At 68.5% G+C, this 24,951-nt stretch carries 18 protein-coding genes, 6 tRNA genes and 1 riboswitch; of the genes, 13 read left to right on the forward strand and 11 right to left on the reverse strand.

All coding sequences use genetic code 11. The annotated features are described in order from the left end of the window. Positions 1–25 precede the first annotated feature (25 nt). Entirely contained in the window at positions 26–1,345 is a 1,320-nt protein-coding gene (locus MQN93_RS40385) for a PrsW family intramembrane metalloprotease (protein ID WP_242713415.1), read from the forward strand. Positions 1,346–1,389: 44 nt separating this feature from the next. Here MQN93_RS40385 and MQN93_RS40390 read toward each other — a convergent pair whose 3' ends face one another. The 3 genes from MQN93_RS40390 to MQN93_RS40400 all read right to left on the reverse strand — a co-directional run bounded on the left by MQN93_RS40390 (position 1,390) and on the right by MQN93_RS40400 (position 4,140). After that, complete coding sequence (locus MQN93_RS40390; protein ID WP_016436862.1) at positions 1,390–2,415, reverse strand: M23 family metallopeptidase; 1,026 nt, start codon at positions 2,413–2,415, stop codon at positions 1,390–1,392. An 11-nt stretch (positions 2,416–2,426) separates the two neighbouring features. Beyond that, positions 2,427–2,584: riboswitch (cyclic di-AMP (ydaO/yuaA leader) on the reverse strand. 299 nt (positions 2,585–2,883) lie between these two features. Next, positions 2,884–2,957, reverse strand: a tRNA-Met gene (locus MQN93_RS40395). Between the two features lie 49 nt (positions 2,958–3,006). Further along, positions 3,007–4,140 carry a dihydrofolate reductase family protein gene (locus tag MQN93_RS40400; RefSeq protein WP_242713416.1) on the reverse strand — a complete coding sequence of 378 codons (1,134 nt, stop codon included), beginning with the start codon at positions 4,138–4,140 and terminating at the stop codon, positions 3,007–3,009. 133 nt (positions 4,141–4,273) lie between these two features. On the opposite strand from MQN93_RS40400, the gene MQN93_RS40405 reads away from it, so the two are divergent. The 3 genes from MQN93_RS40405 (at position 4,274) to MQN93_RS40415 (ending at position 6,268) form a co-directional block, all read left to right on the forward strand. After that, entirely contained in the window at positions 4,274–4,789 is a 516-nt protein-coding gene (locus tag MQN93_RS40405) for a MarR family winged helix-turn-helix transcriptional regulator (RefSeq protein WP_242713417.1), read from the forward strand. A 124-nt stretch (positions 4,790–4,913) separates the two neighbouring features. Then, complete coding sequence (locus tag MQN93_RS40410) at positions 4,914–5,546, forward strand: GTP cyclohydrolase II (RefSeq protein WP_016436865.1); 633 nt, start codon at positions 4,914–4,916, stop codon at positions 5,544–5,546. A gap of 203 nt (positions 5,547–5,749) precedes the next feature. Then, positions 5,750–6,268 (forward strand): TSCPD domain-containing protein, encoded by a 519-nt coding sequence (locus tag MQN93_RS40415; protein WP_242713418.1) that lies wholly within the window; start codon positions 5,750–5,752, stop codon positions 6,266–6,268. A gap of 16 nt (positions 6,269–6,284) precedes the next feature. On the opposite strand, the gene MQN93_RS40420 is transcribed toward MQN93_RS40415, so the two are convergent. The 4 genes from MQN93_RS40420 to MQN93_RS40440 all read right to left on the reverse strand — a co-directional run bounded on the left by MQN93_RS40420 (position 6,285) and on the right by MQN93_RS40440 (position 11,477). After that, positions 6,285–6,357, reverse strand: a tRNA-Lys gene (locus MQN93_RS40420). Positions 6,358–6,456: 99 nt separating this feature from the next. After that, positions 6,457–7,992 (reverse strand): amino acid permease, encoded by a 1,536-nt coding sequence (locus MQN93_RS40425; protein WP_242713419.1) that lies wholly within the window; start codon positions 7,990–7,992, stop codon positions 6,457–6,459. A 180-nt stretch (positions 7,993–8,172) separates the two neighbouring features. Then, complete coding sequence (locus MQN93_RS40430; protein ID WP_242713420.1) at positions 8,173–10,251, reverse strand: DEAD/DEAH box helicase; 2,079 nt, start codon at positions 10,249–10,251, stop codon at positions 8,173–8,175. Between the two features lie 875 nt (positions 10,252–11,126). After that, positions 11,127–11,477 (reverse strand): metallopeptidase family protein, encoded by a 351-nt coding sequence (locus tag MQN93_RS40440; protein ID WP_037783196.1) that lies wholly within the window; start codon positions 11,475–11,477, stop codon positions 11,127–11,129. 85 nt (positions 11,478–11,562) lie between these two features. Here MQN93_RS40440 and MQN93_RS40445 point away from each other — a divergent pair, with 85 nt between their 5' ends. From MQN93_RS40445 to MQN93_RS40460, 4 genes are all read left to right on the forward strand, one after another. Next, positions 11,563–13,122, forward strand: coding sequence for a metallophosphoesterase family protein (locus tag MQN93_RS40445; protein WP_242713422.1), 1,560 nt, complete (start codon positions 11,563–11,565; stop codon positions 13,120–13,122). 80 nt (positions 13,123–13,202) lie between these two features. Further along, positions 13,203–13,275: transfer RNA gene (locus MQN93_RS40450), tRNA-Glu, on the forward strand. 38 nt (positions 13,276–13,313) lie between these two features. Next, positions 13,314–13,388, forward strand: a tRNA-Asp gene (locus MQN93_RS40455). A gap of 24 nt (positions 13,389–13,412) precedes the next feature. Next, a tRNA-Phe gene (locus tag MQN93_RS40460) sits at positions 13,413–13,486 on the forward strand. Between the two features lie 51 nt (positions 13,487–13,537). Here MQN93_RS40460 and MQN93_RS40465 read toward each other — a convergent pair. Continuing rightward, positions 13,538–14,824, reverse strand: coding sequence for an RNA-guided endonuclease InsQ/TnpB family protein (locus MQN93_RS40465; protein WP_242713423.1), 1,287 nt, complete (start codon positions 14,822–14,824; stop codon positions 13,538–13,540). 178 nt (positions 14,825–15,002) lie between these two features. Here MQN93_RS40465 and hrpA point away from each other — a divergent pair, with 178 nt between their 5' ends. The 3 genes from hrpA (at position 15,003) to MQN93_RS40480 (ending at position 19,842) form a co-directional block, all read left to right on the forward strand. After that, positions 15,003–18,956, forward strand: coding sequence for an ATP-dependent RNA helicase HrpA (hrpA, locus tag MQN93_RS40470; RefSeq protein WP_242713424.1), 3,954 nt, complete (start codon positions 15,003–15,005; stop codon positions 18,954–18,956). A 93-nt stretch (positions 18,957–19,049) separates the two neighbouring features. Continuing rightward, positions 19,050–19,124, forward strand: a tRNA-Asp gene (locus MQN93_RS40475). Between the two features lie 514 nt (positions 19,125–19,638). Then, positions 19,639–19,842: a DUF6274 family protein gene (locus MQN93_RS40480; RefSeq protein ID WP_078516715.1), complete on the forward strand. Its 204-nt coding sequence runs from the start codon at positions 19,639–19,641 to the stop codon at positions 19,840–19,842. A 504-nt stretch (positions 19,843–20,346) separates the two neighbouring features. Here the strand turns inward: MQN93_RS40480 and bldC are convergent. Together bldC and MQN93_RS40490 are read right to left on the reverse strand one after the other, a co-directional pair. Further along, positions 20,347–20,553, reverse strand: coding sequence for a developmental transcriptional regulator BldC (gene bldC / locus MQN93_RS40485; protein WP_003949541.1), 207 nt, complete (start codon positions 20,551–20,553; stop codon positions 20,347–20,349). A 519-nt stretch (positions 20,554–21,072) separates the two neighbouring features. Further along, complete coding sequence (locus MQN93_RS40490) at positions 21,073–21,915, reverse strand: DUF8083 family protein (protein WP_016436879.1); 843 nt, start codon at positions 21,913–21,915, stop codon at positions 21,073–21,075. Between the two features lie 223 nt (positions 21,916–22,138). On the opposite strand from MQN93_RS40490, the gene MQN93_RS40495 reads away from it, so the two are divergent. Together MQN93_RS40495 and MQN93_RS40500 are read left to right on the forward strand one after the other, a co-directional pair. Continuing rightward, a complete protein-coding gene (locus tag MQN93_RS40495) occupies positions 22,139–23,242 on the forward strand; it encodes a Leu/Phe/Val dehydrogenase (protein WP_242713425.1) in 1,104 nt (367 codons plus the stop codon). A 290-nt stretch (positions 23,243–23,532) separates the two neighbouring features. After that, a complete protein-coding gene (locus MQN93_RS40500; protein WP_016436881.1) occupies positions 23,533–23,781 on the forward strand; it encodes a DUF3073 domain-containing protein in 249 nt (82 codons plus the stop codon). An 87-nt stretch (positions 23,782–23,868) separates the two neighbouring features. Here the strand turns inward: MQN93_RS40500 and purM are convergent, their stop codons facing one another. After that, a complete protein-coding gene (gene purM / locus MQN93_RS40505) occupies positions 23,869–24,939 on the reverse strand; it encodes a phosphoribosylformylglycinamidine cyclo-ligase (protein ID WP_242713426.1) in 1,071 nt (356 codons plus the stop codon). Positions 24,940–24,951: the final 12 nt, after the last annotated feature.

Genomic DNA, 24,951 nt, shown 5'->3' on the forward strand with positions numbered 1-24,951 from the left:
GCCCTCCCTCGTTAGGGTCAATGCCGTGGCCACGCATCCCCCGTACCCGACGCATCCGCCGCAGCCCGGTGGCCCGGTCGGCGGTGCGCTCAGGCATGCGCACTGGTGGCAGCGCACATGGGTGCTCTACGGCGCACTCAGCACCCTGCTCGCGCTCTCCGGCCTGGTCATCCTGGCGCTGGTGCGTGAGCAGACCGGCACCGAGGGGTTCCTGGTCGGGCTCGGGCTCGCGGTCCTGCCCGTGCCCCTGCTGATCACCGCCTTCCGCTGGCTGGACCGGGTGGCCCCGGGGCCCTGGCGGAATCTGCTGTTCGCCTTCGCCTGGGGGGCGTGTGCGGCGGCGCTGATAGCGATCGTCGCCAACAGCTTCGCCACCAAGTGGATAGCGACGGCGACCGCGGATCCCTCCAGCGCCGACACCCTGGGCGCGACCGTCATAGCGCCCGTCGTGGAGGAGTCCGCGAAAGCGGCCGCCGTGCTGCTCGTCTTCCTGTTCCGCAGACGGGACTTCACCGGGATCGTCGACGGAGTCGTCATAGCCGGCGTCACCGCCACCGGCTTCGCGTTCACCGAGAACATCCTCTATCTGGGCACCGCCTTCGGCACCGACCAGCTCACCGGCGAGCGCGGCATCGCCTCCGTCACGGCCGCGACGTTCTTCGTCCGCATCGTCATGTCCCCCTTCGCGCACCCGCTGTTCACCGTGCTGACCGGCATCGGCTTCGGCGTGGCCGCGATCTCGGCGGAGCACCAGCATCTGCGGCGCGCCCTCGTCCCGCTCTCCGGGCTGCTGCTCGCGATGGGCATGCACGCGATCTGGAACGGCTCGTCCACGTTCGGCGAGTACGGCTTCTTCGCCGTCTACGCCGCCTTCATGGTCCCCGCGTTCGGCCTGCTGACCTGGCTGGTGATCTGGACGCGCCAGCGCGAGCTGCGCACCGTGCGCGAGGAACTGCCCGCCTACGCCGTCGCCGGCTGGCTCACCCCCGCCGAGCCCTACGCCCTCGGCTCGATGCGGGCACGCCGCCTGGCCCGCGACTACGCCGCCCACTACGGGGGCAGGCCCGCGGCCCGCCAGGTCGCGCAGTACGAGGCGTACGCGACCTGTCTGGCGTTCCTGCGGCACCGGGGCCGCCGTGGCCGCGCGGGCGCCGACTTCGTCGTAAGGGAACGGGAGTTGCTGTACGAGCTGTGGCGGCGGCGTGACGTGGCCCGCCCGGCGCTGGACCACGCGGCGCGGTCGACGGCGCCCCCGGTGCCCGTGCTGATGCCGCCCTGGCCGGTGTACGGGGCGTACGGCTACCAGGGAATGCCGGATCCCGCGTACAACCCGTACCAGACGTAGGGCGCCGCGGGATCAGCGAGCTGCGGGGCCGTCGGCCCCGGGTGTCAGGGGGTGAGGCCCTTGCCGCGCAGCCAGGCCATCGGGTCGATGCCGTCGGCCTGGCCGCCCGGGTGGACCTCGAGGTGCAGGTGCGGCCCGGTCACGTTGCCGGTGGCGCCGACGCGTCCGATCACATCACCGGTGCTGACCTTCTGGCCGACGCTCACGCTGATCGACGACTGGTGGCAGAACCACAGTTCCGTACCGTCGTCGAGGGTGAGGATCGTGCGGTAGCCGTACGATCCGGCCCAGCCGGCCTCCGTGACGGTGCCGCTGTGGATGGCCTTGATGAGCGTGCCGGTGGGGGCGGCGAAGTCCAGGCCCGTGTGGTAGCCGGAGGACCACATGGAGCCGGCCTGTCCGAAGGTGCCGGTGATCGTGTACGACGCGACCGGCAGCTTGAACTGCTTGGCGAGCTCGGCCAGGCGCGCGGCCTCGGCCTTCTTCTTGGCCTCCGCCTCGGCCTTCTCCTTCGCGGCCTTGGCCTTGGCCGCGGCCTCCTTCTCCGCCTTGGCGGCGGCCTCGTCGACCTGCTTGGCGAGGGCCGTCTCGGTGGCGGACTGGGCCTTGCTGTCGATCTGGACCTGCTGGCTCTCGGCCTGCGCCATGATGCGGTCGCGCAGCGCCTCGCCCGCGTCCCTGGCGCCCTGCTCGGTGTCCTCGGTGGTCACGCCGATGCTGCTGAGCGCGGTCGCGGAACCCTTGGGGGCCTCGGAGGAGCCGCCGAAGACATGGCCCACGGAGCCGAGGTCGGGCATGGAGATCGCCACCGGCGGCTTGCCGGTGTTGGCGCTGGCCATGCCGCCCGCGCCGACGGCGGCTATGACGCCGACGCCGAGAACCGTGGAGCTGCGGGCGAGTCCGCCGCCGCGCTGCTTGGCGACACGATGCCGGCCGCGTACTGGGGCGACGGAGTCCTCGGTGGGGTTCCACTCTTCCCAGGGGCCCTCGTCGGAGCGGGGTCCTGCGAAGCCGAAGGGCTCGGTGCTCGGCACGAACGGGGCTGCCGGGGCAGGCGGGTTGGACGCCACGTGGGCGCGCTCCTTTCCTTCCTTCTCGCCTACCGGGTTAGCTGACGGGTTCGGAGCAGGAAGGTCTCCTACGCGCGTATACGAGCCGTGTCTCCACGGCGGTATCCACGCGATTCACCCCTGGGTGGTGGTTCCCCGGTTCCCTTGCGGGATTCGGCGCGTGCGCACGGAGCCGCCTCTTGTGACGGCTGGGACGACCGCGCTGCGTTATCGAACGTTAATAGACACGGGGTGCCGATTCCAAGCTGTTCCGCTTGATCATTAACGCTTTTTGGCCTGGACGTACGGACCAAGAGAGGCGAAAAACGGGCGAGTTGACCTCACCTCGTCATCCACACCCGTTCTGACGGTGTGTCAGTTGTTATGCGGAAAGCGGTCGCCCGATCACCGCATGTGACAACGGCCGAGACTGTGGGAGAAACACTCAGGGCCGGAACCCGTTTCCGGATTCCGGCCCTGAGCCTTCAGTAGCGGGGACAGGATTTGAACCTGCGACCTCTGGGTTATGAGCCCAGCGAGCTACCGAGCTGCTCCACCCCGCGTCGTTGTGTCACCAGCATACGCCATCCGCGGGACACCTCGCGCCACGGTTCACGACGCCGTCAGATGGCGGTTGGGCGCCTTGGCCTGCTCCTCGTGCTCCGGCAGCACGATCACGTCCACGCCCTGCGACGCCAGCAGGCCGCTGCCGTCTGCGTCCGCCACGAAGGTGTCGGGCTCCCGCCAGGCCGTGACCACCCGCCCCACGCCCGCGTCGAGGATCAGCCGCGCGCACGGCTTCGGCCGGGACGCACGGCGGACACAGGGCTCCAGGCTGCTGTAGACCGTGGCCGACCGCAGCCGCTCATCGGCCGGGTCGAGCTTGGCCAGCGCCGCCTCCTCGGCGTGCACGACGGGGTCCTCGCCCTCGCGCGAGTGGCCGCGGGCGAGCTCCGTACCGTCGGCGGCGACGATCACCGCGCCCACGCTGAACGCCGTGCGGGAGGGCGGGCACCGGTCCGCCAGCTCGCAGGCCAGGGCCAGCCAGTGGTGGTCGGCCGCGGTGGGCTGCGTGCCGGTGCCGGGGGCGGTGGGCTCGTAGCGCATGAGGACGACGTCCTCGATCCGCCGCGTCTCCACCAGGCGCAGCCGGCCGTCCTGGTAGGCGCCGGGGCCGAAGAGGCGGGGCGCGTCCGGGTCGCCGACGAAGAGCGGGGCCAGGACGAGCTGCAGTTCGTCGGCGAGGCCCTGCTGCAGCAGCTGGGTGTGGACGGTGCCGCCGCCCTCGACCATCAGACGCCGTACGCCGCGCTCGTCGTGCAGATGCTCGAGGAGCCGTCGCCAGTCGAGGTCGGGGCCGAGCGGGACGACGTCGGCGGCGAGGCCGAGAGCGCGGGCCCGTTCGGCGCCCTTGTCGGTGGTGGCGAGGAGCTTGTCGCCGCCCGTGTGCCAGAACCTGGCGGCCGGGTCCAGGTCGCCGGAGCCGCTGACGGTGACCTTGAGGGGGTACTCGGCCCTGCCCTGCGCGACCCGGGCGGCCCGGCGCTCGGGCGAGTTGACCAGCAGCCGCGGGTTGTCGGCGCGGATGGTGCCGGCGCCGATCAGGATGGCGTCCACGGACGCGCGCACCTCGTCCACCCGGTCGAAGTCGGCCGGGCTGGAGAGCAGCAGACGTTCGGGGCCGGTGTCGTCGAGGCAGCCGTCCAGGGAGACGGCGGCGGACAGCAGGACGTAGGGGTACGGCATCGGACGCGCTCACTCTCGGCGACGGGCGGGGCGGGCTGGCGCAGGCGGGTGGTGCGGGTGCGGGTGGTGCGGGTGCGGGCGGTGCGGATCGGCGGGGCTTGGTTCAAGTTTGAAACAAACCTACACTGGGCGTATGACGACTCGCTGGCTCACCTCCGAGGAGCAGCGCGCCTGGCGCGCGTACATCGCCGCGACGCACCTCCTGGAGGACGCGATCGACCGGCAGCTCCAGCAGGACGCCGGCATGCCTCATCTGTACTACTCCATCCTGGCCAACCTCTCCGAGGCACCCGACCGGCAGCTGCGGATGACCGATCTCGCGGAGAAGTCGAAGATCACCCGGAGCCGGCTGACGTATGCCGTCTCCCGGCTGGAGAAGGACGGGCTGGTGCGGCGCGAGAACTGCAAGTGGGACGGGCGGGGGAGCATCGCCGCGCTCACCGACGAGGGTATGGCGGTGCTGGAGCGCACGGCGCCCGGGCATGTCGAGACGGTGCGCGCCTCCCTCTTCGACCACCTCAGCAAGGAGCAGGTCGGGCAGCTGGAGGAGATCTTCGCGCAGGTCGCGGGTGCGCTCGCCGAGGGGGGCAGCCGCCCCACGCCCGACGAGGTGCCGTGGCGCCGCAGGTCGACGCCGCCCTGTTCGTGATCCGGCCCTGCCCGTGACGTAGCCCATAAATCTGTTGCTTCAAATTTAAAGCACGGGTACTGTCCTGCTCCGTAGATCTGCTTCAAATCTGAAGCAGGTGCCGACCGGACCCGGGAGACCCCGTATGCCCGACTTCCCCGCCGCCACGGAGCGCGCCCGCGTCCGAGTTCCGCTGCGCTTCCAGGACGGCTACAGCGTCGACGCCGAACTGGTCACCTTCCACGGCCTGACCGACGGCCGGGAACACGTGGCCGTCGTCCTCGGCGACCCCGCCCCCGGTACAACGCCTCTGGTCCGGCTGCATTCCGAGTGCCTGACCGGGGACGTGTTCGGCTCGGCCCGCTGCGACTGCGGACCCCAGCTGCGCGAGGCGGTCGAACGGATCGCGAACCGCGGCGGCGTGCTGCTCTACCTCCGCCAGGAGGGCCGCGGCATCGGCCTCTACAACAAGCTCGACGCCTACGCCCTCCAGGACCAGGGCCTCGACACGTACGAGGCGAACGCCGCCCTGGGCCTGCCCGAGGACGACCGCGACTACACCGCGGCCGCACAGATGCTGCGGGCCCTCGGCATCGACACCCTCGACCTGCTGTCCAACAACCCCGACAAGGCCGACCAGCTCCGCGACCTGGGCATCACCGTCCACGACCGGGTCCCCACGGGCGTGTTCACCACCGCGCACAACGTCCGCTACCTCCGCGCGAAGGTCCTGCAGACCCAGCACACGCTGCCGCTGGCGGAACTGAACGCGGGCTGACCGGACGGGGGCCGACCGGACCCGCCCCTTCCAGCACCGCTCAAGGACCTCCCGGGGCCCCCTCGACCCGCCCACGGTAAAAGGATGTTCAGACCCGTTCGAGGCGGCGTGCCGCGGTTGGCGGCACGCCGCCCCATGCCTATCGTCGACCCCAACATCCTGAGCCCACAGGCAAGTTGAGTACCCACACATGGTGCACAGGCATGTGCATCACGGAGGTGACGGCGTTCATGACGGATCGGTTCGCGGATCGTACGGCGCCGGTGTCCGTGCCCCGCCCCGCGCGGCGCATGCTGTCGACGACCCGGTCGTTCACCGTGGGCCAGGGAAAGGGCTATCTCACCGTCGCCCGCACCCCCGACGGCCGCGTGGCCGGAGTGACCGTCCGCATGGCCAAGCAGGGCTCCACCCTCGCGGGCATGCTGGACGCCTTCTCCACCACCGTCACCCGCGGCCTCCAGCACGGCGTCCCGCTGGAGACCCTGGTGGCCGACTACGTCGGCACCCGCTTCGAGCCCGCGGGCCCCACCGACGACCCCGACATCAGGCAGGCCTGCTCCGTCATGGACTACGTCGGCCGCCGCCTCGCCCTCGACCACCTGCCCTACGCCACCCGGGCCGGCCTCGGCGTCCTCACCACCCAGGAACGCACCGCCCAGCAGACCCACGGAAACACGAAAACCCCGGCCGGGACCTGGGTCCCGGCCGGGGTCACCCCGTGACGAGGGGCACGTGCGGTAGGCCCTGTGGGACTCGAACCCACAACCAATGGATTAAAAGTCCACTGCTCTGCCAATTGAGCTAAGGGCCCCTGGCGATGTTGCCTCCCCGAGCATAGCCGGACACGGCCGCGACTCCGATCGGGTATCGGGGACACGGCCGTGGCGGGGGTGAAGATCGGGCCGGAGTGTCAGGGATCCACCTTTTCCGGAGTCGTTTCGCGGGCGGCCGCGCGGGCGAGGTTGCGGCGGTGCTCCGGATTGAGGAACCAGTGCCGGGCCGACGCCAGCCACCAGGCCGTCGCGAAGCCGAGGACGACCAGGACGGCGACCGGGGCGTAGTTGAAGCTCTCCCCGGTGACCGGCGAGACCTGCGGCAGCATGAACAGGATCGTGATGATGCCCACCCAGGTCACCGCGACGATGCCGATCGGCCGGGACCAGCGGCCCAGATGCCACGGCCCGCGCTCGAAGTCGTCGCCCTTGAGCAGCCGCAGCAGCGTCGGGACGACGTAGGCGATGTAGAGGCCGATCACCGCGACCGAGGTCACGGCCGCGTAGGCGGTGTAGTTGATCAGATACGGCAGGCCCAGGACCAGCGCGCCCACCGCCGCCAGCCACACCGCCGCCACCGGCGTACGGGTACGCGGGCTCACCGAGTGCCAGACACGGGAGAACGGCAGGGCGCCGTCACGCGAAAAGGCGTAGATCATGCGGCTGTTGGCCGTCACCGACGCCATCCCGCAGAACAACTGCGCCCCGATCACGACCAGCAGGAGCAGCTTCCCGGCCGTCGCCCCCAGCGCGTCCAGCAGGATCTGCGCGGGCGGCGCACCCGTCGGCGACGCCAACTCCCTGTCGTAGGACTGGATGGCGAAGGTGAAACCGAGCAGCAGGACGAAGCCCGCTATCCACGACGTCCAGATGGACCGCACGATGCCCTTCGGGCCGGCCGTCGACGCGTCGTGCGTCTCCTCCGTCATATGGGCCGAGGCGTCGTAGCCGGTGAAGGTGTACTGCGCCATCAGCAGACCGAGCAGCACGACGTACACCCCGCTGCCCCAGCCCGTGTTGTTGACGAACTTCGTGAACACGAACGACGCCGACTGGTGACGGTCGGGCACGAACGCCAGCGCCCCGACGATGACCCCCACACCCAGCACGTGCCACCACACGCTCACGCTGTTGAGCAGCGCCACGATCCGCACACCGAACGTGTTCAGCAGCCCGTGCAGCAACAGGATCCCGGCGAAGAGCAGGATCGTGCGGCCCGGCGTCACCTCGAAGTCGAACTGCAGATTCAGGTACGCCCCCAGGAAGGACGCCGCCCCGAAGTCGATGCCCGCCGTCACCGCCACCTGGCCCAGCACGTTGAACCAGCCCGTGAACCACGCCCACGCGGCCGCCGACCGCGGCGGCGCCAACCGGTGCGCCCAGAAGTACAGACCCGCCGACGTCGGATACGCGGAACAGATCTCGGCCATGGACAGACCGACGAACAGCGTCATCAGGCCTACGGCGACCCAGCCCCAGGTGATCACCGCCGGGCCACCGGTGTTCATGCCGAACAGATACAGCGTCAGACAGCCCGAGAGGACCGAGATGATCGTGAACGAGACCGCGTAGTTGGAGAACGCCGACATGCGGCGGGCGAGAACCTGGGTGTAACCGAGCTGGGCCAGCCGCTCTTCGTCAGACAGCCCACTCACCTTGGCGTCATCTGTCATGCCCCCAGCGATTCCCTCGCCGTCGTCGTGACATGCGCCACACAGGAGGGGCGTTGGCCAAAAGTTATCGCCGACATCTGAACGACACAGGCGCCCTGACGCCACAGACCGCCGAACGACACAGGGCCCGTACGGCCGAAGCCGTACGGGCCCTGCTTCACGTCAACCCGACGTCAGCCGTCAGCCGTTGCGCTTCCAGCGCGGCTTGTCGTCACGGCGCCCGAACGAACCGGCACCGCGGTGGTCGTCACGACGGCCGTACGGCCGGTCGTGGCCACCCGAGCGGAAACCCGGACGGTCGTCACGGCGGTCACGGTTGAAGGGACGGTCACTGCCACGGTGGCCGCCACGCTCGTCACGACGCTCGAACGAACGCCCGGAAGGACGGTCGTCACGGCGGAAGCCGCCACGGTCGTTGTCCCGACGGTCGCGGTTGAAGCCACCGCGGTCGTCACGGCGGTCGAAGGAACGGCCACCGCGGTCGTTGTCGCGACGGTCGTCCCGACGGAACCCGCCGCGGTCGTTGTCACGACGCTCGAACCCACGGTCACGGTCACGGTCGCGGTTGAAGCCACCGCGGTCGTCACGACGGTCGAAGGAACGGCCACCGCGGTCGTTGTCCCGGCGGAAGCCACCACGATCGTTGTCGCGACGGTCAAAGGAACGGCCGCCCCGGTCGTTGTCCCGACGGTCATCCCGACGGAACCCGCCACGATCCCCGTCCCGGCGCTCACGACGCTCGTACGACGGACGCTCGTACGACGACGGAGCCGGCGCCCTGTCGACGTCCTGCGCCGCCGCCTGCTCCGGCACCGACACCTCGGCCGCCTCCGCGACCGCGGCCTGCGCCTCGGCCACCGCGACCTGCGGGTCCTCCCCGCGCTCACGCGCCACCTGCGCGACCAGACGGTCGGCCTCACCGCGCAGCTCGGCCGCACGCCGCTGCGCCCGCTCCAGCTGCTTGGTCAGGTGCGAGACCTCACGCTCGGCCTGCTGCGCCGCATTGCCCGCGGACTCCGCCTGGACCTCGGTCATCGAACGCGCACCGGTGATCTCGGCGACCTCCGGATCGAAGGCCGTACCCGAGTTGATGATGTGCCGCCCGGCATCGACGCCCGCGTCCTCCATCAACCGGAAGATCTGGCGGCGCTGATGCGGCAGCGACAGCGAGACGACCGTGCCGGTACGGCCCGCACGAGCGGTACGGCCGGCCCGGTGCAGATAGTCCTTGTGGTCACCCGCCGGGTCGACGTTCAGCACCAGGTCGATACCGTCGACGTGGATACCGCGAGCCGCCACGTCCGTCGCCACCAGGCAGTTGACGTACCCGTCCTTGAAGTCCGCCAGCGTCCGCGTACGCGCGCCCTGCGTCATACCGCCGTGCAGCGCGTCCGCCTTCACACCCGCGTCACGCAACTGCTCGGCAACCCGGTCGGCACCCAGCTGCGTACGGACGAAAATGATCGTGCGGCCCTTGCGGGACGCGATGGCCGCGGTGACCGGCGCCTTGTCCTTCGGCTTCACGATCAGGATGTGGTGCGACATGGTCGTCACCGCACCCTGAGCCGCATCCACCTCATGACTGACCGGGTCCTTCAGGTAGCGGTCGACGAGCGTCTTGATCTCGTTCTCCATCGTGGCGGAGAACAGCATCCGCTGACCACCGGCCGGCACCTGGTCGAGCAGCTCCGTCACCTCGGGCAGGAAGCCCAGGTCGGACATCTGGTCGGCCTCGTCGAGGACGGCGATCTGCACGTTCTCGAGGGAGCAGGCGCCACGGTTGATGATGTCGCGCAGCCGGCCCGGAGTCGCGACGAGGATGTCGACGCCACGCTCCAGGGCGTAGATCTGGTTGCCCATCGACGTACCGCCGCAGACGACCTTCATCTTCAGGCCCAGGACGTCGCCGTACGGCTGCAGGGCGTCCGCCACCTGCATGGCGAGCTCACGCGTCGGCGTGAGGATCACGGCGCGCGGCTTGTGCTTCTCGGTGCGACCCCCGGCGAGCGTCGCCAGCGTAGGCAGACCGAAGGAAAGAGTCTTGCCGGAGCCCGTACGGCCACGGCCCAGGATGTCCTTGCCGGCCAGGGCGTCCGGGATGGTCGCGGCCTGGATCGGGAAGGGGGTGGTCACGCCGTTCTGGGCGAGCTTGCGCACCACGCCCTCGGGGAGACCGAGGTCCGCGAACGTGACCTCGACAGCGTCCTCGGTGCCCTCGTTCTCGGGCACGACGACGTGATCAGTACTGGAAATGGACATGCGTAAGCGAAACCTTCCGGAGTCTCGTCGGCACGCGCCCGTCAACTCCGTGATTCGCTCACAACCGCCTCAATGCGGTCCGCCACGGCAAGGGAGAGTACGCGCCACACGGCGCGCTCTGCAGTGGCGCCGGGCAAATGGGATCAAACGATCTACCACCATACGCACCCCCCACCCCCGAAGGCAAACCGAGCCCTGTAGACGTACATCACACCTCACAGGGCGTACGACACCCACCCGCACCCCTACGCAGGCGCCCCCGCCGCAGGCGCCGGCTCCCGCTCCGCCAACTGCGGCACCGTCTCCTGATGCGCCGACGACGACGGCTCGGCCACCGTCGGCTCCGGCGACGCCGACGCCGGCGGCTCACTCGGCGTCGCCGGCGGATCCACCGGACGCGACGGAGTCGACGTCACCCTGCTCGACGCGGACGCCCCCGGCTTCCCCGGCCTGCCCGGCCCACCCGTCGCCGGAGCCGACCGGTCCGCCCCCGCCGACGGCGACACCGAAGGCGACGCGGACTCCCCGCCCTTCCCCCTCCCCTCACCGCCACCATGCTTGCCGTCCAGGGCCACCTCGCCCCCCGCACCCCGGCCGGACACCCCCGACCCACCATCCGGCGCCTCACCACCATGCCGCTCAGCCGACCGCGACGGCCGGGCACTCCCCCCGCCCCCGTCCTCACCCACACTCATACAGCCGGCAGCAGCAGCGACGGCCATGACCGTGGCGGCCAGACGAACAGATACGTACATGGGGCGCACGGAAAGCCACCTCCGAGGTGGGAACAGGAGTCGACGTGCCCAACTCCCGCCGCCCACAAGAAGACACGCGCCCCGCACATCCGCGACCGGAGCGCGCAACCACCCGCCCGGTCACCCATAACCAAGAGCATGCAGACGCGCATCGTCGATACCGAAGTGATGCGCGATCTCATGCACCACGGTCACCTCCGTCTCCGCGACCACGTCCTCCCGCGACGTGCACATCCTCAACGTCGGACCCCGATAGACCGTGATCCGATCCGGCAGCACACCCGCATACCACTCACCCCGGTCCGTCAACGGAGTGCCCTCGTACAACCCGAGCAGCTCAGGATCGTCAGCAGGCGGCTCGTCCTCCACGAACACCGCCACGTTGTCCATCAACCGCGTCAACTCCGGCGGAATCCGGTCCAACGCCTCGGCGACCAGCTCCTCGAACTCCTCGCGCGTCATCTCCAGCACACGCCCATTGTCAGCCACCGACAGCCCGCACGAGAGTCATGGGCCCACCCGCATATCCACACCCGCACCTGGGCATACGGGATCAATGGCCCGCGTCCCCGCCGCCGTGACCGCACTCAACCGGATCCGAAGGACACCCCGCGCCCTCATCCGGCACCGCCGCAACCGCAACCGCCCCCAGCCGGCCCTCGAACTCACCCCGCAACAGCCACCCTGGCTCCGCGCCCTGAGCCTCATCACCGTAGTCCTCCTCGGCGCCTGGCTCGGCCTGCTGATCGTCGGCAACGTCCGCGTACCCGTCGGCCCCGTCAACACCACCATGACCCTGCGGCCCTCCCTCACCGGCGGCACAAAGATCAACGTCTCACCACTCGGCGCCCTCAAACTCAACAGCCACCACGCACCCGTACGCCTCGACGTCAACGTCGACCAACTCGACCCCGCGCGCGCCCAAGCCCTCGTCGACCACCCCGAACGCCTCACCGGACTCCAGGACGAAGTCGCACACGACGTCGAACACGGCACCCTCGACCTCGCCGTACGCTCCTGCATCGCCGTCGTCTCCGGCGCCACAGCCCTCAGCCTCGCCATCCACCGCCGACCCCGCCGCGCCCTCGCCGCCGGCGGCACCGCCCTCGCCCTCCTCATCGCCTCCGGCGCCACCGCCTGGGCCACCTGGAACCCCGAATCCGTCCTCGAACCCAAATACTCCGGACTGCTCTCCTCCGCACCCTCCCTCGTCGGCAACGCCCGCAGCATCGTCACCGAATTCGACGTCTACCAAAAGGAACTGGCACGCCTGGTCACCAACGTGACCAAGCTCTACGACGTCACCTCCACCCTCCCCGCCTACCAGCCCGACCCCTCCACCGTGCGCGTCCTGCACGTCTCCGACATCCACCTCAACCCCGCAAGCTGGAAGATCATCGCGTCGCTCGTTGACCAGTACAAAGTGAACGTGATCGTCGACACCGGCGACACCATGGACCACGGCACAGCCGCCGAGAACGGCTTCCTGGACCCCATCAAGGACCTCGGAGCGCCCTACGTCTGGGTCCGCGGCAACCACGACTCCCGGGTCACCCAGAAATACCTGCAAAACATGAAGAACGTGCACGTCCTCGACGACGGACGCGCCGAAACCGTCGCCGGACTGCGCTTCGCCGGCATCGGCGACCCACAGTTCACCCCCGACCGCTCCAACGCACCAGGAGCCGACCAGTCCGAACAACTGGCGGGCGACCGGCTCGCCTCGGCCCTGCGCGACCAGACGAACGCCGGCACACCCGTCGACGTCGCCATGGTCCACGAACCCTCCGCCGCCCGCGAGGTCGACGGCGACGTACCCCTGGTCCTCTGCGGCCACCTGCACCACGAAGGGGACGAGATCCTCAAGTACGGAACCCGGCTGCGCATGGAGGGATCCACCGGCGGCAGCGGACTGCGCGCACTGGAGCACAAGTACCCGGCACCGATCGAGGCCTCGATCCTCTACTTCGACCGCGACACCCGGCTCCTCCAGGCCTGGGACGCGATCAAGCTCGGCGGCCTGGGCGAGACGACGGCCGAGGTCACCCGCCACCTGCCGAAGGAGAACCAACCGGGCGCCACACCCGCCGCCTCCACCTCCCCCTCGACCCCGTAAACCGTTTTGGCGATACCTCCCGCCATCCCATATGCTTCTCACGTCCCCGACGCGCTGAGAGGCGCCCAGGCGGGCCGATAGCCCTCATCGTCTAGCGGCCTAGGACGCCGCCCTTTCAAGGCGGTAGCACGGGTTCGAATCCCGTTGGGGGCACGCAACACCGTGTGCGACACTGTCGTACGCAACAGCTTGGTCCTGTGGAGCAGTTTGGAGTGCTCGCCACCCTGTCAAGGTGGAGGCCGCGGGTTCAAATCCCGTCAGGACCGCAGAGATCTTCTCGAAGATCTCATGGCTGGGTAGCTCAGTTGGTACGAGCGATCGCCTGAAAAGCGATAGGTCGCCGGTTCGACCCCGGCCCCAGCCACAGCAAAGGCCCCGATCCCCGGATCGGGGCCTTGTTGTATCTACGTTGTATCTACGCCCTGCGCATCATCGCTCCATGTACGAGCGTCCGCGTCCGCTGCCGGTCAGACACCCCGGCTTGCAGCTCGCCCTCGCCGATGGCTTCGGCGGAACGGCGCATCCAGCCCTGGACGACGAGCGTCAGGGCAGGGACCTGTGACTCGGCCCCGCAGACCCACACCCACCAGCCGCGGCGGCCGATGACGTGGGACGCATTCAGGTCGGCGTGCTCAACGAAGCCGCAGGACCTGCACGCGAACACGGCCTGGGAGGGCCGGTTCCGCCTGTCGATGTGGTGGCACTGGGAGCATTCCTGGCTGGTGTACGCCGGGCTGACGTGCACCAGGGGGACGCCGGCCTTGCGTGCCTTGTAGGCGATGAAGGAGCCGAGCTGCCCGAAGGCCCAGGAGTTCATCGTGACGCGTTGGGGCTTCTTCAGCCGGGCCCGTTCGCGGATGCCGCTCAGGTCTTCGAGGGCGATTCCGCGACCGGTGCGTTGTGCCTCCGTCACGATGTGCTTGCTGATCTTGTGGTTGATGTCGCGGGTGCGCCGGGCCTGCTTGCCTGCGTGGCGTTTGGCTCGTCGTTTGGCGGAGCGGGTCTTCTTCTTGGCGAGGCGGCGGTACAGGCGGCGGTCGTTTTCGCGGGTGCGGTTGATTTTTCGGCCGCTGTGGCGCCTGCCGGTCGAGGTGGTGGCGATGTTCTCGATGCCGAGGTCGACGCCGATGAAGTCGTGTGGGGCCAGGTTCTGTGGGGGTTCGGGGACGTCGATGGTGGCGAGCAGGTACCACTGGCCGTTGTGGTGGAGCAGGTCGGATTGGCCCTGGCGTCGGTGGGCGAGGAGGAGCAGTTGGTCTTCCTGGCCGGTGTAGGGGATGCGTTTCATGCGGCCGTGGATGGTCCAGATGGATACGGTTCGCTGCTCGGTCTGCCAGGAGAACATGCGGTCGTCGTAGGGCTGGGCGGCGTCCGGGCGGAAGGTGATGGGTTTGCTGGTGGCTCGAGTGTGGCGTTTGGTGCCGGGTCGGCCGAGGTGGCCGGCTTTGAGGCTGCCGCGTAGTGAGGCGTATGCGTTGCAGGCCTTCTTGATGGCGAGTTGGGCGGCTTGGGCGCCGAGGCTGAAGCGTTCCTTGATCTGGGTGTAGATCTGTGTGCGGAGTTCGCGGTTCTGTTTGATGCCGGTGGTGAAGGCGTGTCGGGATGCGTGGTTGGCGGCTTCGTTGCAGGTGTGCAGGGTCGCCTGGAGGGCCGATGCCTGGTGGGGTGTCGGCAGGAGTTTCACGCGGATGACGAGCTTCACGTACGAAAATCTAGATCTTGGGGTGGGTTCGGTCTGGCGATCGGCTTTCGATCACCTCTTCGAGTGATCATTCGTACGTACGGTCGAGGTGTGCTCGTGTCTGCGGTGGCGCTGTCCGGGGCGGGCCGTGGGAAATCGTTCGCCAGGGATTTCCTGGAGGTGAGATCCTGGATCGCGTATGTCTACGCACCCTGCTCCCGCCGCCCCGGCCTTCGGGACTCTTGCCCCTCGTCTGACCGAGCTGTCGCTGCGTGATGCGCACCGGCTCGGGCGCAGGCTTGAGGGTGCGCGCAAGATCCGTAAGCCGGAGGCTCGCGCTGCTGTTCTGGCCGAGATCGACGCGGAGGTCGCGAAGGCCGAGCGGCGGATGAGTGAGCGGCGCGGTCGGGTGCCGGCTGTCTCGTATCCGGAGCAGTTGCCGGTCAGCCAGAAGAAGGACGAGATCGCCGACGCCATCCGCGATCATCAGGTCGTGATCGTCGCCGGTGAGACGGGGTCCGGCAAGACGACGCAGATCCCGAAGATCTGTCTGGAGCTGGGCCGGGGTGTGCGCGGCATGATCGGGCATACGCAGCCTCGCCGTATCGCTGCTCGCACGGTCGCCGAGCGGGTGGCGGAGGAGATGGACACTCCGCTCGGTGAGGCCGTCGGCTGGAAGGTGCGTTTCACCGATCAGGTGAACCAGGACTCCACGTTCATCAAGCTGATGACGGACGGCATTCTGCTGGCCGAGATCCAGACCGACCGTGAGTTGCGCGCCTACGACACGATCATCATCGACGAGGCCCATGAGCGGTCTCTGAACATCGATTTCCTGTTGGGTTATCTCGCGCAGCTGCTGCCCAGGCGTCCTGATCTGAAGGTCGTGATCACGTCCGCGACCATCGATCCGGAGCGTTTCTCCCGGCATTTCGGTGATGCGCCGATCGTCGAGGTCAGCGGGCGGACGTATCCGGTGGAGGTGCGTTATCGCCCTCTTCTGGAGGAGGACGGCGATGACGCCGACCGTGATCAGATCACCGCGATCACGGATGCGTGCGAGGAGCTGATGGCGGAGGGGAAGGGTGACATCCTCGTCTTTCTCTCCGGGGAGCGGGAGATCCGGGACACGGCGGATGCGCTGACGAGGAAGCAGTACCGCTTCACGGAGATCCTGCCTCTGTACGCCCGTCTTTCGCACGCCGAGCAGCATCGCGTCTTCCAGCCGCACACGGGGCGCAGGATCGTTCTGGCAACGAACGTCGCGGAGACGTCTTTGACGGTTCCGGGTATCAAGTACGTCATCGACCCGGGCTTCGCCCGTATCTCCCGTTACAGCCACCGCACGAAGGTGCAGCGGCTGCCGATCGAGCCGATCTCGCAGGCGAGTGCCAATCAGCGCAAGGGCCGCTGCGGCCGTACGAGCGACGGCGTGTGCATCCGGCTGTACTCCGAGGACGACTTCCTGGCCCGCCCGGAGTTCACGGACGCGGAGATCCTGCGTACCAACCTCGCCTCCGTCATCCTGCAGATGACCGCGGCGGGTCTCGGTGACATCGAGAAGTTCCCGTTCATCGATCCGCCGGACCATCGCAACATCCGTGACGGTGTGCAGTTGCTGCAGGAGCTGGGTGCGCTGGATCCGGCGGAGAAGGATGTGCGCAAGCGGCTGACGCAGACGGGTCGTAAGCTCGCGCAGCTGCCGGTCGATCCGCGTCTGGCGCGGATGGTTCTGGAGGCGGACAGGAACGGCTGTGTCCGTGAGGTCATGGTCGTGGCGGCTGCCTTGTCCATTCAGGATCCGCGTGAGCGGCCGGCCGACAAGCAGGCGCAGGCGGATCAGCAGCATGCTCGTTTCAAGGACGAGACGAGTGACTTCCTGGCGTATCTGAATCTGTGGCGGTACATCAGGGAGCAGCAGAAGGAGCGGGGTTCCAGTTCGTTTAGGCGGATGTGCAAGCAGGAGTTCCTCAACTTCCTGCGTATCCGCGAGTGGCAGGACATCTATTCGCAACTGCGTACGGTCGCCAAGCAGATGGGCATCCACCTCAATGAGGAGGACGCTCCGGGTGACCGTATCCATGTGTCGTTGCTCGCCGGTCTGTTGTCGCACGTCGGCATGAAGGATGTGAAGGACGGCGCGAAGAACGAGTATCTGGGCGCCCGGAACGCCAAGTTCGCGATCTTCCCGGGTTCGGCGCTGTTCAAGAAGCCGCCGCGCTTCGTGATGTCCGCGGAGCTGGTGGAGACCTCCCGTCTCTGGGCGCGGGTCAACGCGAGGATCGAGCCCGAGTGGGTGGAGCCGCTCGCGGGGCATCTGCTGAAGCGCACGTACAGCGAGCCGCACTGGGAGAAGGATCAGGCGGCGGTGATGGCGTACGAGAAGGTGACGCTGTACGGCGTTCCGATCATCGCGCAGCGGAAGGTCAACTACGGCCGTGTCGACGCGGAGGTCAGCCGTGAGCTGTTCATCCGCAATGCGCTGGTCGAGGGGGACTGGCGTACGCATCACAAGTTCTTCGCGGACAATCGCAGGCTGCTCAGCGAGGTCGAGGAGCTGGAGCACCGGGCGCGGCGCCGGGACATCGTGGTCGACGACGAGACGCTCTTCGACTTCTACGACCAGAGGGTGCCGGAGGATGTGGTCTCCGGGGCGCATTTCGACTCGTGGTGGAAGCGGAAGCGGCATGAGGAGCCGGAGTTCCTGGACTTCGAGCGGGAGATGCTCATCCGGGAGTCGGCGGAGGCGGTCACGAAGGCCGACTATCCGGACTCGTGGCGGCAGGGGCAGTTGAAGTTCCGGGTGACGTACCAGTTCGAGCCGGGTGCGGATGCGGACGGTGTGACCGTGCACATTCCGCTGCAGGTGTTGAACCAGGTGACGGACGAGGGCTTCGACTGGCAGATCCCGGGTCTGCGGGAGGAGTTGGTGACGGAGCTCATCCGGTCACTGCCGAAGCCGATCCGCCGCAACTACGTCCCGGCGCCGAACTTCGCGAAGCGTTTCCTTCAGACGGCGTCGCCGCTTCAGGAGCCGTTGACGGTGACGATGGCGCGGGAGCTCAGGCGGATGGTCGGTGTGCCGTTCGAGGCGGACGACTTCGACTGGGCGAAGGTTCCGGAGCATCTGCGGATCACGTTCCGCATCGTTGACGAGCGGCGTCGGAAGCTGGCGGAGGACAAGGATCTCGAGGCGCTGAAGCTGAGTCTGAAGCCGAAGGCGCGCAAGGCTCTGTCTCAGGCTGCGGCGGCCTCGGCCTCGCGTCAGGGTGGTGAGTCGCTGGAGCGTCGGGGTCTGACGGACTGGACGATCGGTTCGCTCAGCCGGGTCTTCGAGACGCGTCGGGCCGGGCAGCCGGTGAAGGCGTATCCGGCGTTGGTGGATGACGGCGACACGGTGTCCGTGCGTCTCTTCGATACGGAGGCGGAGCAGGCCGAGGCGATGTGGAAGGGCACGCGTCGGCTGATTCTGCGCAACATCCCGGTGAATCCTGCGAAGTTCGCGTCCGAGAAGCTGACGAACGCGCAGAAGCTCGCGTTGTCGGCCAATCCGCACGGTTCGATCCAGGCTCTGTTCGACGACTGCGCGATGGCGGCGGCGGATCGGTTGATCGGGGAGTTCGGGGGGCCGGTGTGGGACGAGGAGTCGTTCCGGAAGCTGTTCGACAAGGTGCGTGCGGAGATCGTGGACACGACGGTGCGGGCGGTTGGTCAGGTGCAGCAGGTGCTGGCTGCCTGGCAGGCCTGTGAGCGCCGTTTGAAGTCCGTGCGCAGTCCTGTGCTGCTGGCGAACGTGCAGGATGTGCGGGGGCAGTTGGACGCTCTTGTGAGGCCGGGTTTTGTGACGGCTTCGGGGTTGGGTCGGCTGGGGGACCTGATGCGGTATCTGGTCGCGGCGGACCGGCGGTTGCAGCAGATGCCGACGAATGTGCAGCGGGACACCACGCGTATGGAGAAGGTCCATGAGATGCAGGACGAGTACGCGTGGCTGCTGGAGCAGTTGCCGAAGGGGCGGCCGGTGCCGGCCGCGGTGCTGGACATCCGGTGGATGATCGAGGAGCTCCGGGTGAGCTATTTCGCGCACGCGCTCGGTACGGCGTATCCGGTCTCCGACAAGCGGATCGTGAAGGCGATCGACGCGGCCGCTCCGTAACCACCCGTGCACACGGGGTGAGTTCGACCAGGCGCTCCCCCTCCTGTACAGTCTCTTCTCGCAGCGCAACGCACCATTGGCCCTGCGAAACCTGGTCCTGTGGAGCAGTTTGGAGTGCTCGCCACCCTGTCAAGGTGGAGGCCGCGGGTTCAAATCCCGTCAGGACCGCAACAAGAAGGGCCCGCATCCGCAAAGGGTGCGGGCCCTTTGTCACGCCCCGCGCCCGCGCTCACCGCCCCGCAGAGCAGAGGCCGCGCCCGCGGCGGAGCCGCTATCAGATACTGCAAATCCCGTCAGGACCGCCGCAACGCGAAGGACCCGCACCTCACACGAGTGCAGGCGTTTACCCACACCCCGCGCCCGCGCCCGCGGAGGAGCCCCCATCAGACACAGCACATCCCGCCAAGACCGCCGCAACCCGCAAGGACCCGCACCCGGCAAGACCGCGACCACCTTCCCACGCCCCGCCCCCGCGCTCCCCGCGGCGCAGCCGCAGTCACCCCGCACGTCGCCCTCGCTCGCCCCCCGCGAGAGACGCCGCCCCTTCTTCGTGTCTCCCGGCGCTGCAGCCCCCCACACCCCGTCAGCGTCCTCGCGGTGCCCGTGCCGTCTTGACGGCGTCAAGTTCCGTAGGTACCCAGAAGACAGGGCCTCTTCCCCGGGTGGCCCGTGGAGGTGGGGCATGGCGGCGACGGTCAGGCATGAGACTCGGGCCCTGCTCCGTGCACATCTGTCGGCTGCTTCGTCGTACGGCCATCTGACTCGTCACTGCCCGATATGCCATCACCTGCTGCGGCTGGCGATGGACACGGCACAGAGGGCTTCTGAGGCCCGTGAAGGGGCCGTGGAGGGTGCTGTGGAGGACGAAAGTCCTGCCGGCGCATGACCATCGGCTGCTCCCAACGCCCGCGCCTCCGTGGGACTGTGGAACGCATCGCTCCTCTAGCGCACGTGCGGCTGGAGGGACAAGGACTCTGTCATGTGACGGGAGTCACCGCATGAGTTTCTGAAGGCGCGGTACTTACACCCTGCCTACAACTGGTCAATTTAATATGTGCAATTGCACCCTGCGGGAGGTGCCTCGCGGCCCCCGCTCACAGGCCTCCCGGGGGAGATCCGACAGCGCTCTGACAGGAGATCCGACAGCCCTCCCCAGAGTCCGACAAGCCCGCTCACAGGACCGCGGTTCCAGCACGTCGGGCGCACAAAAAAGATCGCGCCGGACTCGGCGGAGTCCAGCGCGATCGACGACGCACCCTGTCATGTGCTCAAAAGCTCTGAGGATGTGGGCGTGGAGCCTGTTGGGGCAGACTCCGCGTCGCTTGGAGCTAGGGTTCCGGGCGCCTCGGCACGTTGGGGGACCTACCGTTTTGCCCGGTTATGGAGTTGTTCAGGCTTCGCTGCGCTGCTGCGGGATGCCCGCCAGCAAGGCGCGCACCTCCGCTTCGCGGTAGCGGCGATGCCCGCCGAGCGTACGGATCGACGTGAGCTTGCCGGCCTTCGCCCACCGCGTGACCGTCTTGGGGTCGACGCGGAACATCGTGGCGACCTCAGCCGGGGTCAGCAGCGGCTCGGCATCAGGGGTGCGAGCGGTCATGAGCGGCCTCCTCGGGAGAACCGAACCTTCTCGGTTCTTTCCTCTAAATTCTGCACCTTGACCCGCGTTGCCCGAAATGGTGGACGCGAGTCGAGTCGGTTATAGGACGAACGGCTTGTCCTCGGCACTACAACTACACCATCTGTCCAGCCGCGTCGGCCAAACCGATGGAATTGCCCCTCCAGTTGTTCATCAGCGACGGAAGCCGATGGACCATGCCATAGCGGACAGTCACGCCACTGTGACGATCAGTCACAGGACGATCAGGAGTCACGAGACCCCCCAAAGCGAGCAATGCGGACGGAGCCCTCCCCGGACTCCTTGTCCTATTTTGGCATGAGGAGGGGCAAGAGACGCAAGAGCCTTGTACGTGCGGTCCATCACGCTTGGCAGTGATTGAGCGGCACTTGAGTCGAACGCCCGGATCGTGACCTACGTCCCATGCTGGGAAGACCTCAGCGGGCGCAGAGCACACTTCGGTGCCAGGACAAAACCCCAAAACGCGCGAAACGTCAAACGTCAGTTCGCGGAGCGCCGGTCCCTGACGGAGCGCCAGCGCTCCACCAGCCGCGCGTACGCCGCCCCCGCGGCCGACCCGTCGCCCAGCCTGAGCGCCTCGACGCCCTCGGCCACGTCCGCCGCCGAGTGGTCGTCCTCCAGTTCGCCGGCCGGCAGCGTGTGCACCAGGCCGCCGTAGTCCAGCTCCACCAGCGAGCGCGGATGGAACTCCTCCAGCCAGCGCCCCACGTCCACCAGGCCGTCGATGAGCGGCCCCTCGTCGATGCCGTCCTTCAGGGCCCGCAGGGCCCGCGCCACGCGCCGCCGTGCCTGCACCATCGGGGTGCGGTAGCGCAGCATCGGGGGGATCTCGCCGGACCCCTTGTCGAAGCGCCGCTCCTCGTCGGAGACCAGCACGAACCAGTGCAGCGGCACCTGCCAGGTCGAGGTGCGGATCCAGGGGCGGGCGTCGGGGTTGCGGGTCAGCCAGCGCTCGTAGTCCTGGGTGGCCTGGCGCCGTACGACCTCCGGCAGGACGGCCTCCAGGACCGGCTTCGGCAGCTCCTCGGGCAGGTCCTTGAGGGCCTGCCAGCCGCGCAGCCGGGTGCGCCAGGGGCACACGCACACCACGCCGTCCACCTCGACGACGAAGGCGTCGCTGCTCTCGTGCACGGGCACCGGGATCGGCGGTGTGGGCAGCAAGTCGGCCAGGGAGCGGCGCAGTTCGTCCTGGTACGAGGGCCGGTCGGGCCGCCGGGCGTAGCGCGCCCAGTGGCCGCGCTCCGGTTCGGGGAAGGCGGCCAGTGGTTCGTACACGCGCAAGTACGTCGTATACGGGACGATCACCGAGGACACCTTGGGCACGCCTGCTCCCTCCCCCGCCCACCACCGGGAAAACCTTCGGAACCCGCTCACAAACCAGCGGGAAATCTATGCAAATCGTCGCACGGCCGTACGCCGCCGGTAGGTGATCCTGAGCACTGCGCGGATGGCGGGGCTCACAGGCTCTAATCTCGTCCTCACAGCCCCCGCCATCCTCACGGGAGCTGCTCGTCAACCCGCCGCTATGTACTCAGGAGTCACCACAGTGACCGACGTAACCGGCGCGCCTGCTGATGTACTGCACACCCTGTTCCACTCGGACCAGGGCGGACATGAGCAAGTCGTGCTCTGCCAGGACCGCGCCAGTGGCCTCAAGGCCGTCATCGCCATCCACAACACCGCCCTGGGCCCCGCCCTCGGCGGTACGCGCTTCTACCCGTACGCGAGCGAGGCCGACGCGGTCGCCGACGCCCTCAACCTCGCGCGCGGGATGTCGTACAAGAACGCCATGGCCGGGCTCGACCACGGCGGCGGCAAGGCCGTGATCATCGGTGATCCGGAGCGGGACAAGACCGAGGAACTGCTCCTCGCCTACGGCCGCTTCGTCGCCTCGCTCGGCGGCCGCTACGTCACCGCGTGCGACGTCGGCACGTATGTCGCCGACATGGACGTCGTGGCCCGCGAGTGCCGCTGGACCACCGGCCGCTCGCCCGAGAACGGCGGCGCCGGCGACTCCTCCGTCCTGACCGCGTTCGGCGTCTACCAGGGCATGCGGGCCAGCGCCCAGCATCTGTGGGGCGACCCGTCGCTGCGCGGCCGCAAGGTCGGTGTCGCGGGCGTCGGCAAGGTCGGCCGCCATCTGGTCGAGCACCTGCGCTCCGAGGGCGCGGAGGTCGTCGTCACGGACGTGCGCGAGGAGGCCGTGGGCCGGATCGTGGCCGCCCACCCGACGGGTGTGACGGCCGTCGCCGACACCGCGACCCTGATCCGCGTCGAGGGCCTCGACATCTACGCCCCCTGCGCGCTCGGCGGGGCCCTGAACGACGACACCGTGCCGGCGCTCACCGCCCAGGTGGTCTGCGGCGCCGCCAACAACCAGCTCGCCCACCCGGGCGTCGAGAAGGACCTCGCCGACCGCGGGATCCTCTACGCGCCGGACTACGTGGTGAACGCCGGCGGTGTCATCCAGGTCGCCGACGAGCTCCACGGCTTCGACTTCGACCGGTGCAAGGCCAAGGCGGCGAAGATCTTCGACACCACGCTGGCCATATTCGCACGTGCGAAGGAAGACGGGATTCCGCCGGCCGCCGCGGCCGACCGGATCGCCGAGCAGCGGATGCACGAGGCGGCCGCCGGGCGCGGTCGCTGACCTCCCGGAGGTTTGGCCGGTACCCGTCGGCGCACACTTAGAGAGAACTCTCACGTTCGTCGGCGGGTCGCCCGCTCAGAAGTGGTTAAAATCGCGGTTGACCAGCGGGGACAGGGCGCCCCGAGGGTCCTGGGGCCGGGCCCGTCCTGCGGGCGACGTACCGTATGGGCGTGGGCTCAGGTACCGTGGAAGCCCTACGGACCGGTCTCTCCTTTGAGAGTCCGTTCCAGATCATGAACGCGTGTCAAGACTCTGGGGCCGTCGAGCCCCGTCACCGAGGGGGTCGAGCCATGGGGCGCGGCCGGGCCAAGGCCAAGCAGACGAAGGTCGCCCGCCAGCTGAAGTACAACAGCGGCGGGACTGACCTGTCGCGTCTGGCCAGTGAGCTGGGCGCTTCGACTTCGAGTCAGCCGCCGAACGGCGAGCCGTTCGAGGACGACGAGGACGAAGACCCGTACGCCCAGTACGCGGATCTTTACAACGACGACGAGGACGAGGACGACGAGTCCGGTCCCGCGTCGCAACGCCGCGGCGCTTGACGATCCAGCTGCGCTAGACCCGGTCCCTGGTGGTGCACACCGTCGGACCGGGTTTTGCGCTGCTCTCGCAACCGCCGGCCCGCGGCGCTACTGGTCTGCGTACGTGCCGACCAGGGCCGCGCCGGTGGTGTGGTCTGCGCGCTCGGTGATCTCTCCGGCGACCCATGCCTCGACCCCGCGGTCGGCCAGTGTCGTCAGGGCGACGTCCGTGGACTCCTGCGGCACGATCGCGATCATGCCGACGCCCATGTTGAGGGTCTTCTCCAGCTCCAGGCCCTCGACCTGACCGGTCCTGCCGACGAGGTCGAAGACCGGCGCGGGGGTCCAGGTGGAGCGGTCGACGATCGCGTGCAGTCCGTCGGGGATCACGCGCGCCAGGTTGGCGGCCAGGCCGCCGCCCGTGATGTGCGAGAAGGCGTGCACCTCGGTGGTGCCGGTCAGGGCCAGGCAGTCCAGCGAGTAGATCTTGGTGGGCTCCAGCAGTTCCTCACCGAGGGTGCGGCCGAACTCCTCGATCCGCGCGTCCAGCGACAGGCCGCCCTGGTTCAGCAGGACGTGCCGGACGAGGGAGTACCCGTTCGAGTGAAGCCCGGACGCGGCCATGGCGATCACCGTGTCACCCGTACGAATGCGATCCGGGCCGAGCAGCCGGTCGGCCTCCACGACGCCCGTACCGGCGCCGGCGACGTCGAAGTCGTCCTCGCCCAGCAGACCCGGGTGCTCGGCCGTCTCGCCGCCCACGAGGGCGCAGCCGGCCAGTACGCAGCCTTCGGCGATGCCCTTGACGATGGCGGCGACCCGCTCAGGGTGGACCTTGCCGACGCAGATGTAGTCGGTCATGAACAGCGGCTCGGCACCGCACACCACGATGTCGTCCATGACCATGGCGACCAGGTCGTGGCCGATGGTGTCGTAGACGCCCAGCTGCCGTGCGATGTCCACCTTGGTGCCGACGCCGTCGGTGGCGGAGGCGAGCAGGGGGCGCTCGTAGCGCTTGAGGGCGGAGGCGTCGAAGAGGCCGGCGAAGCCGCCGAGGCCGCCGAGGACCTCGGGGCGCCGCGTCTTCTTCACCCACTCCTTCATGAGTTCCACGGCGCGGTCGCCCGCTTCGATGTCGACGCCCGCGGCTGCGTAGCTGGCACCAGTTGTCTCAGACATGGCTAGTGAGAA

Origin of the sequence: Streptomyces spinosisporus (genome assembly GCF_022698145.1) — a bacterium.
Lineage (GTDB): Bacteria > Actinomycetota > Actinomycetes > Streptomycetales > Streptomycetaceae > Streptomyces > Streptomyces spinosisporus.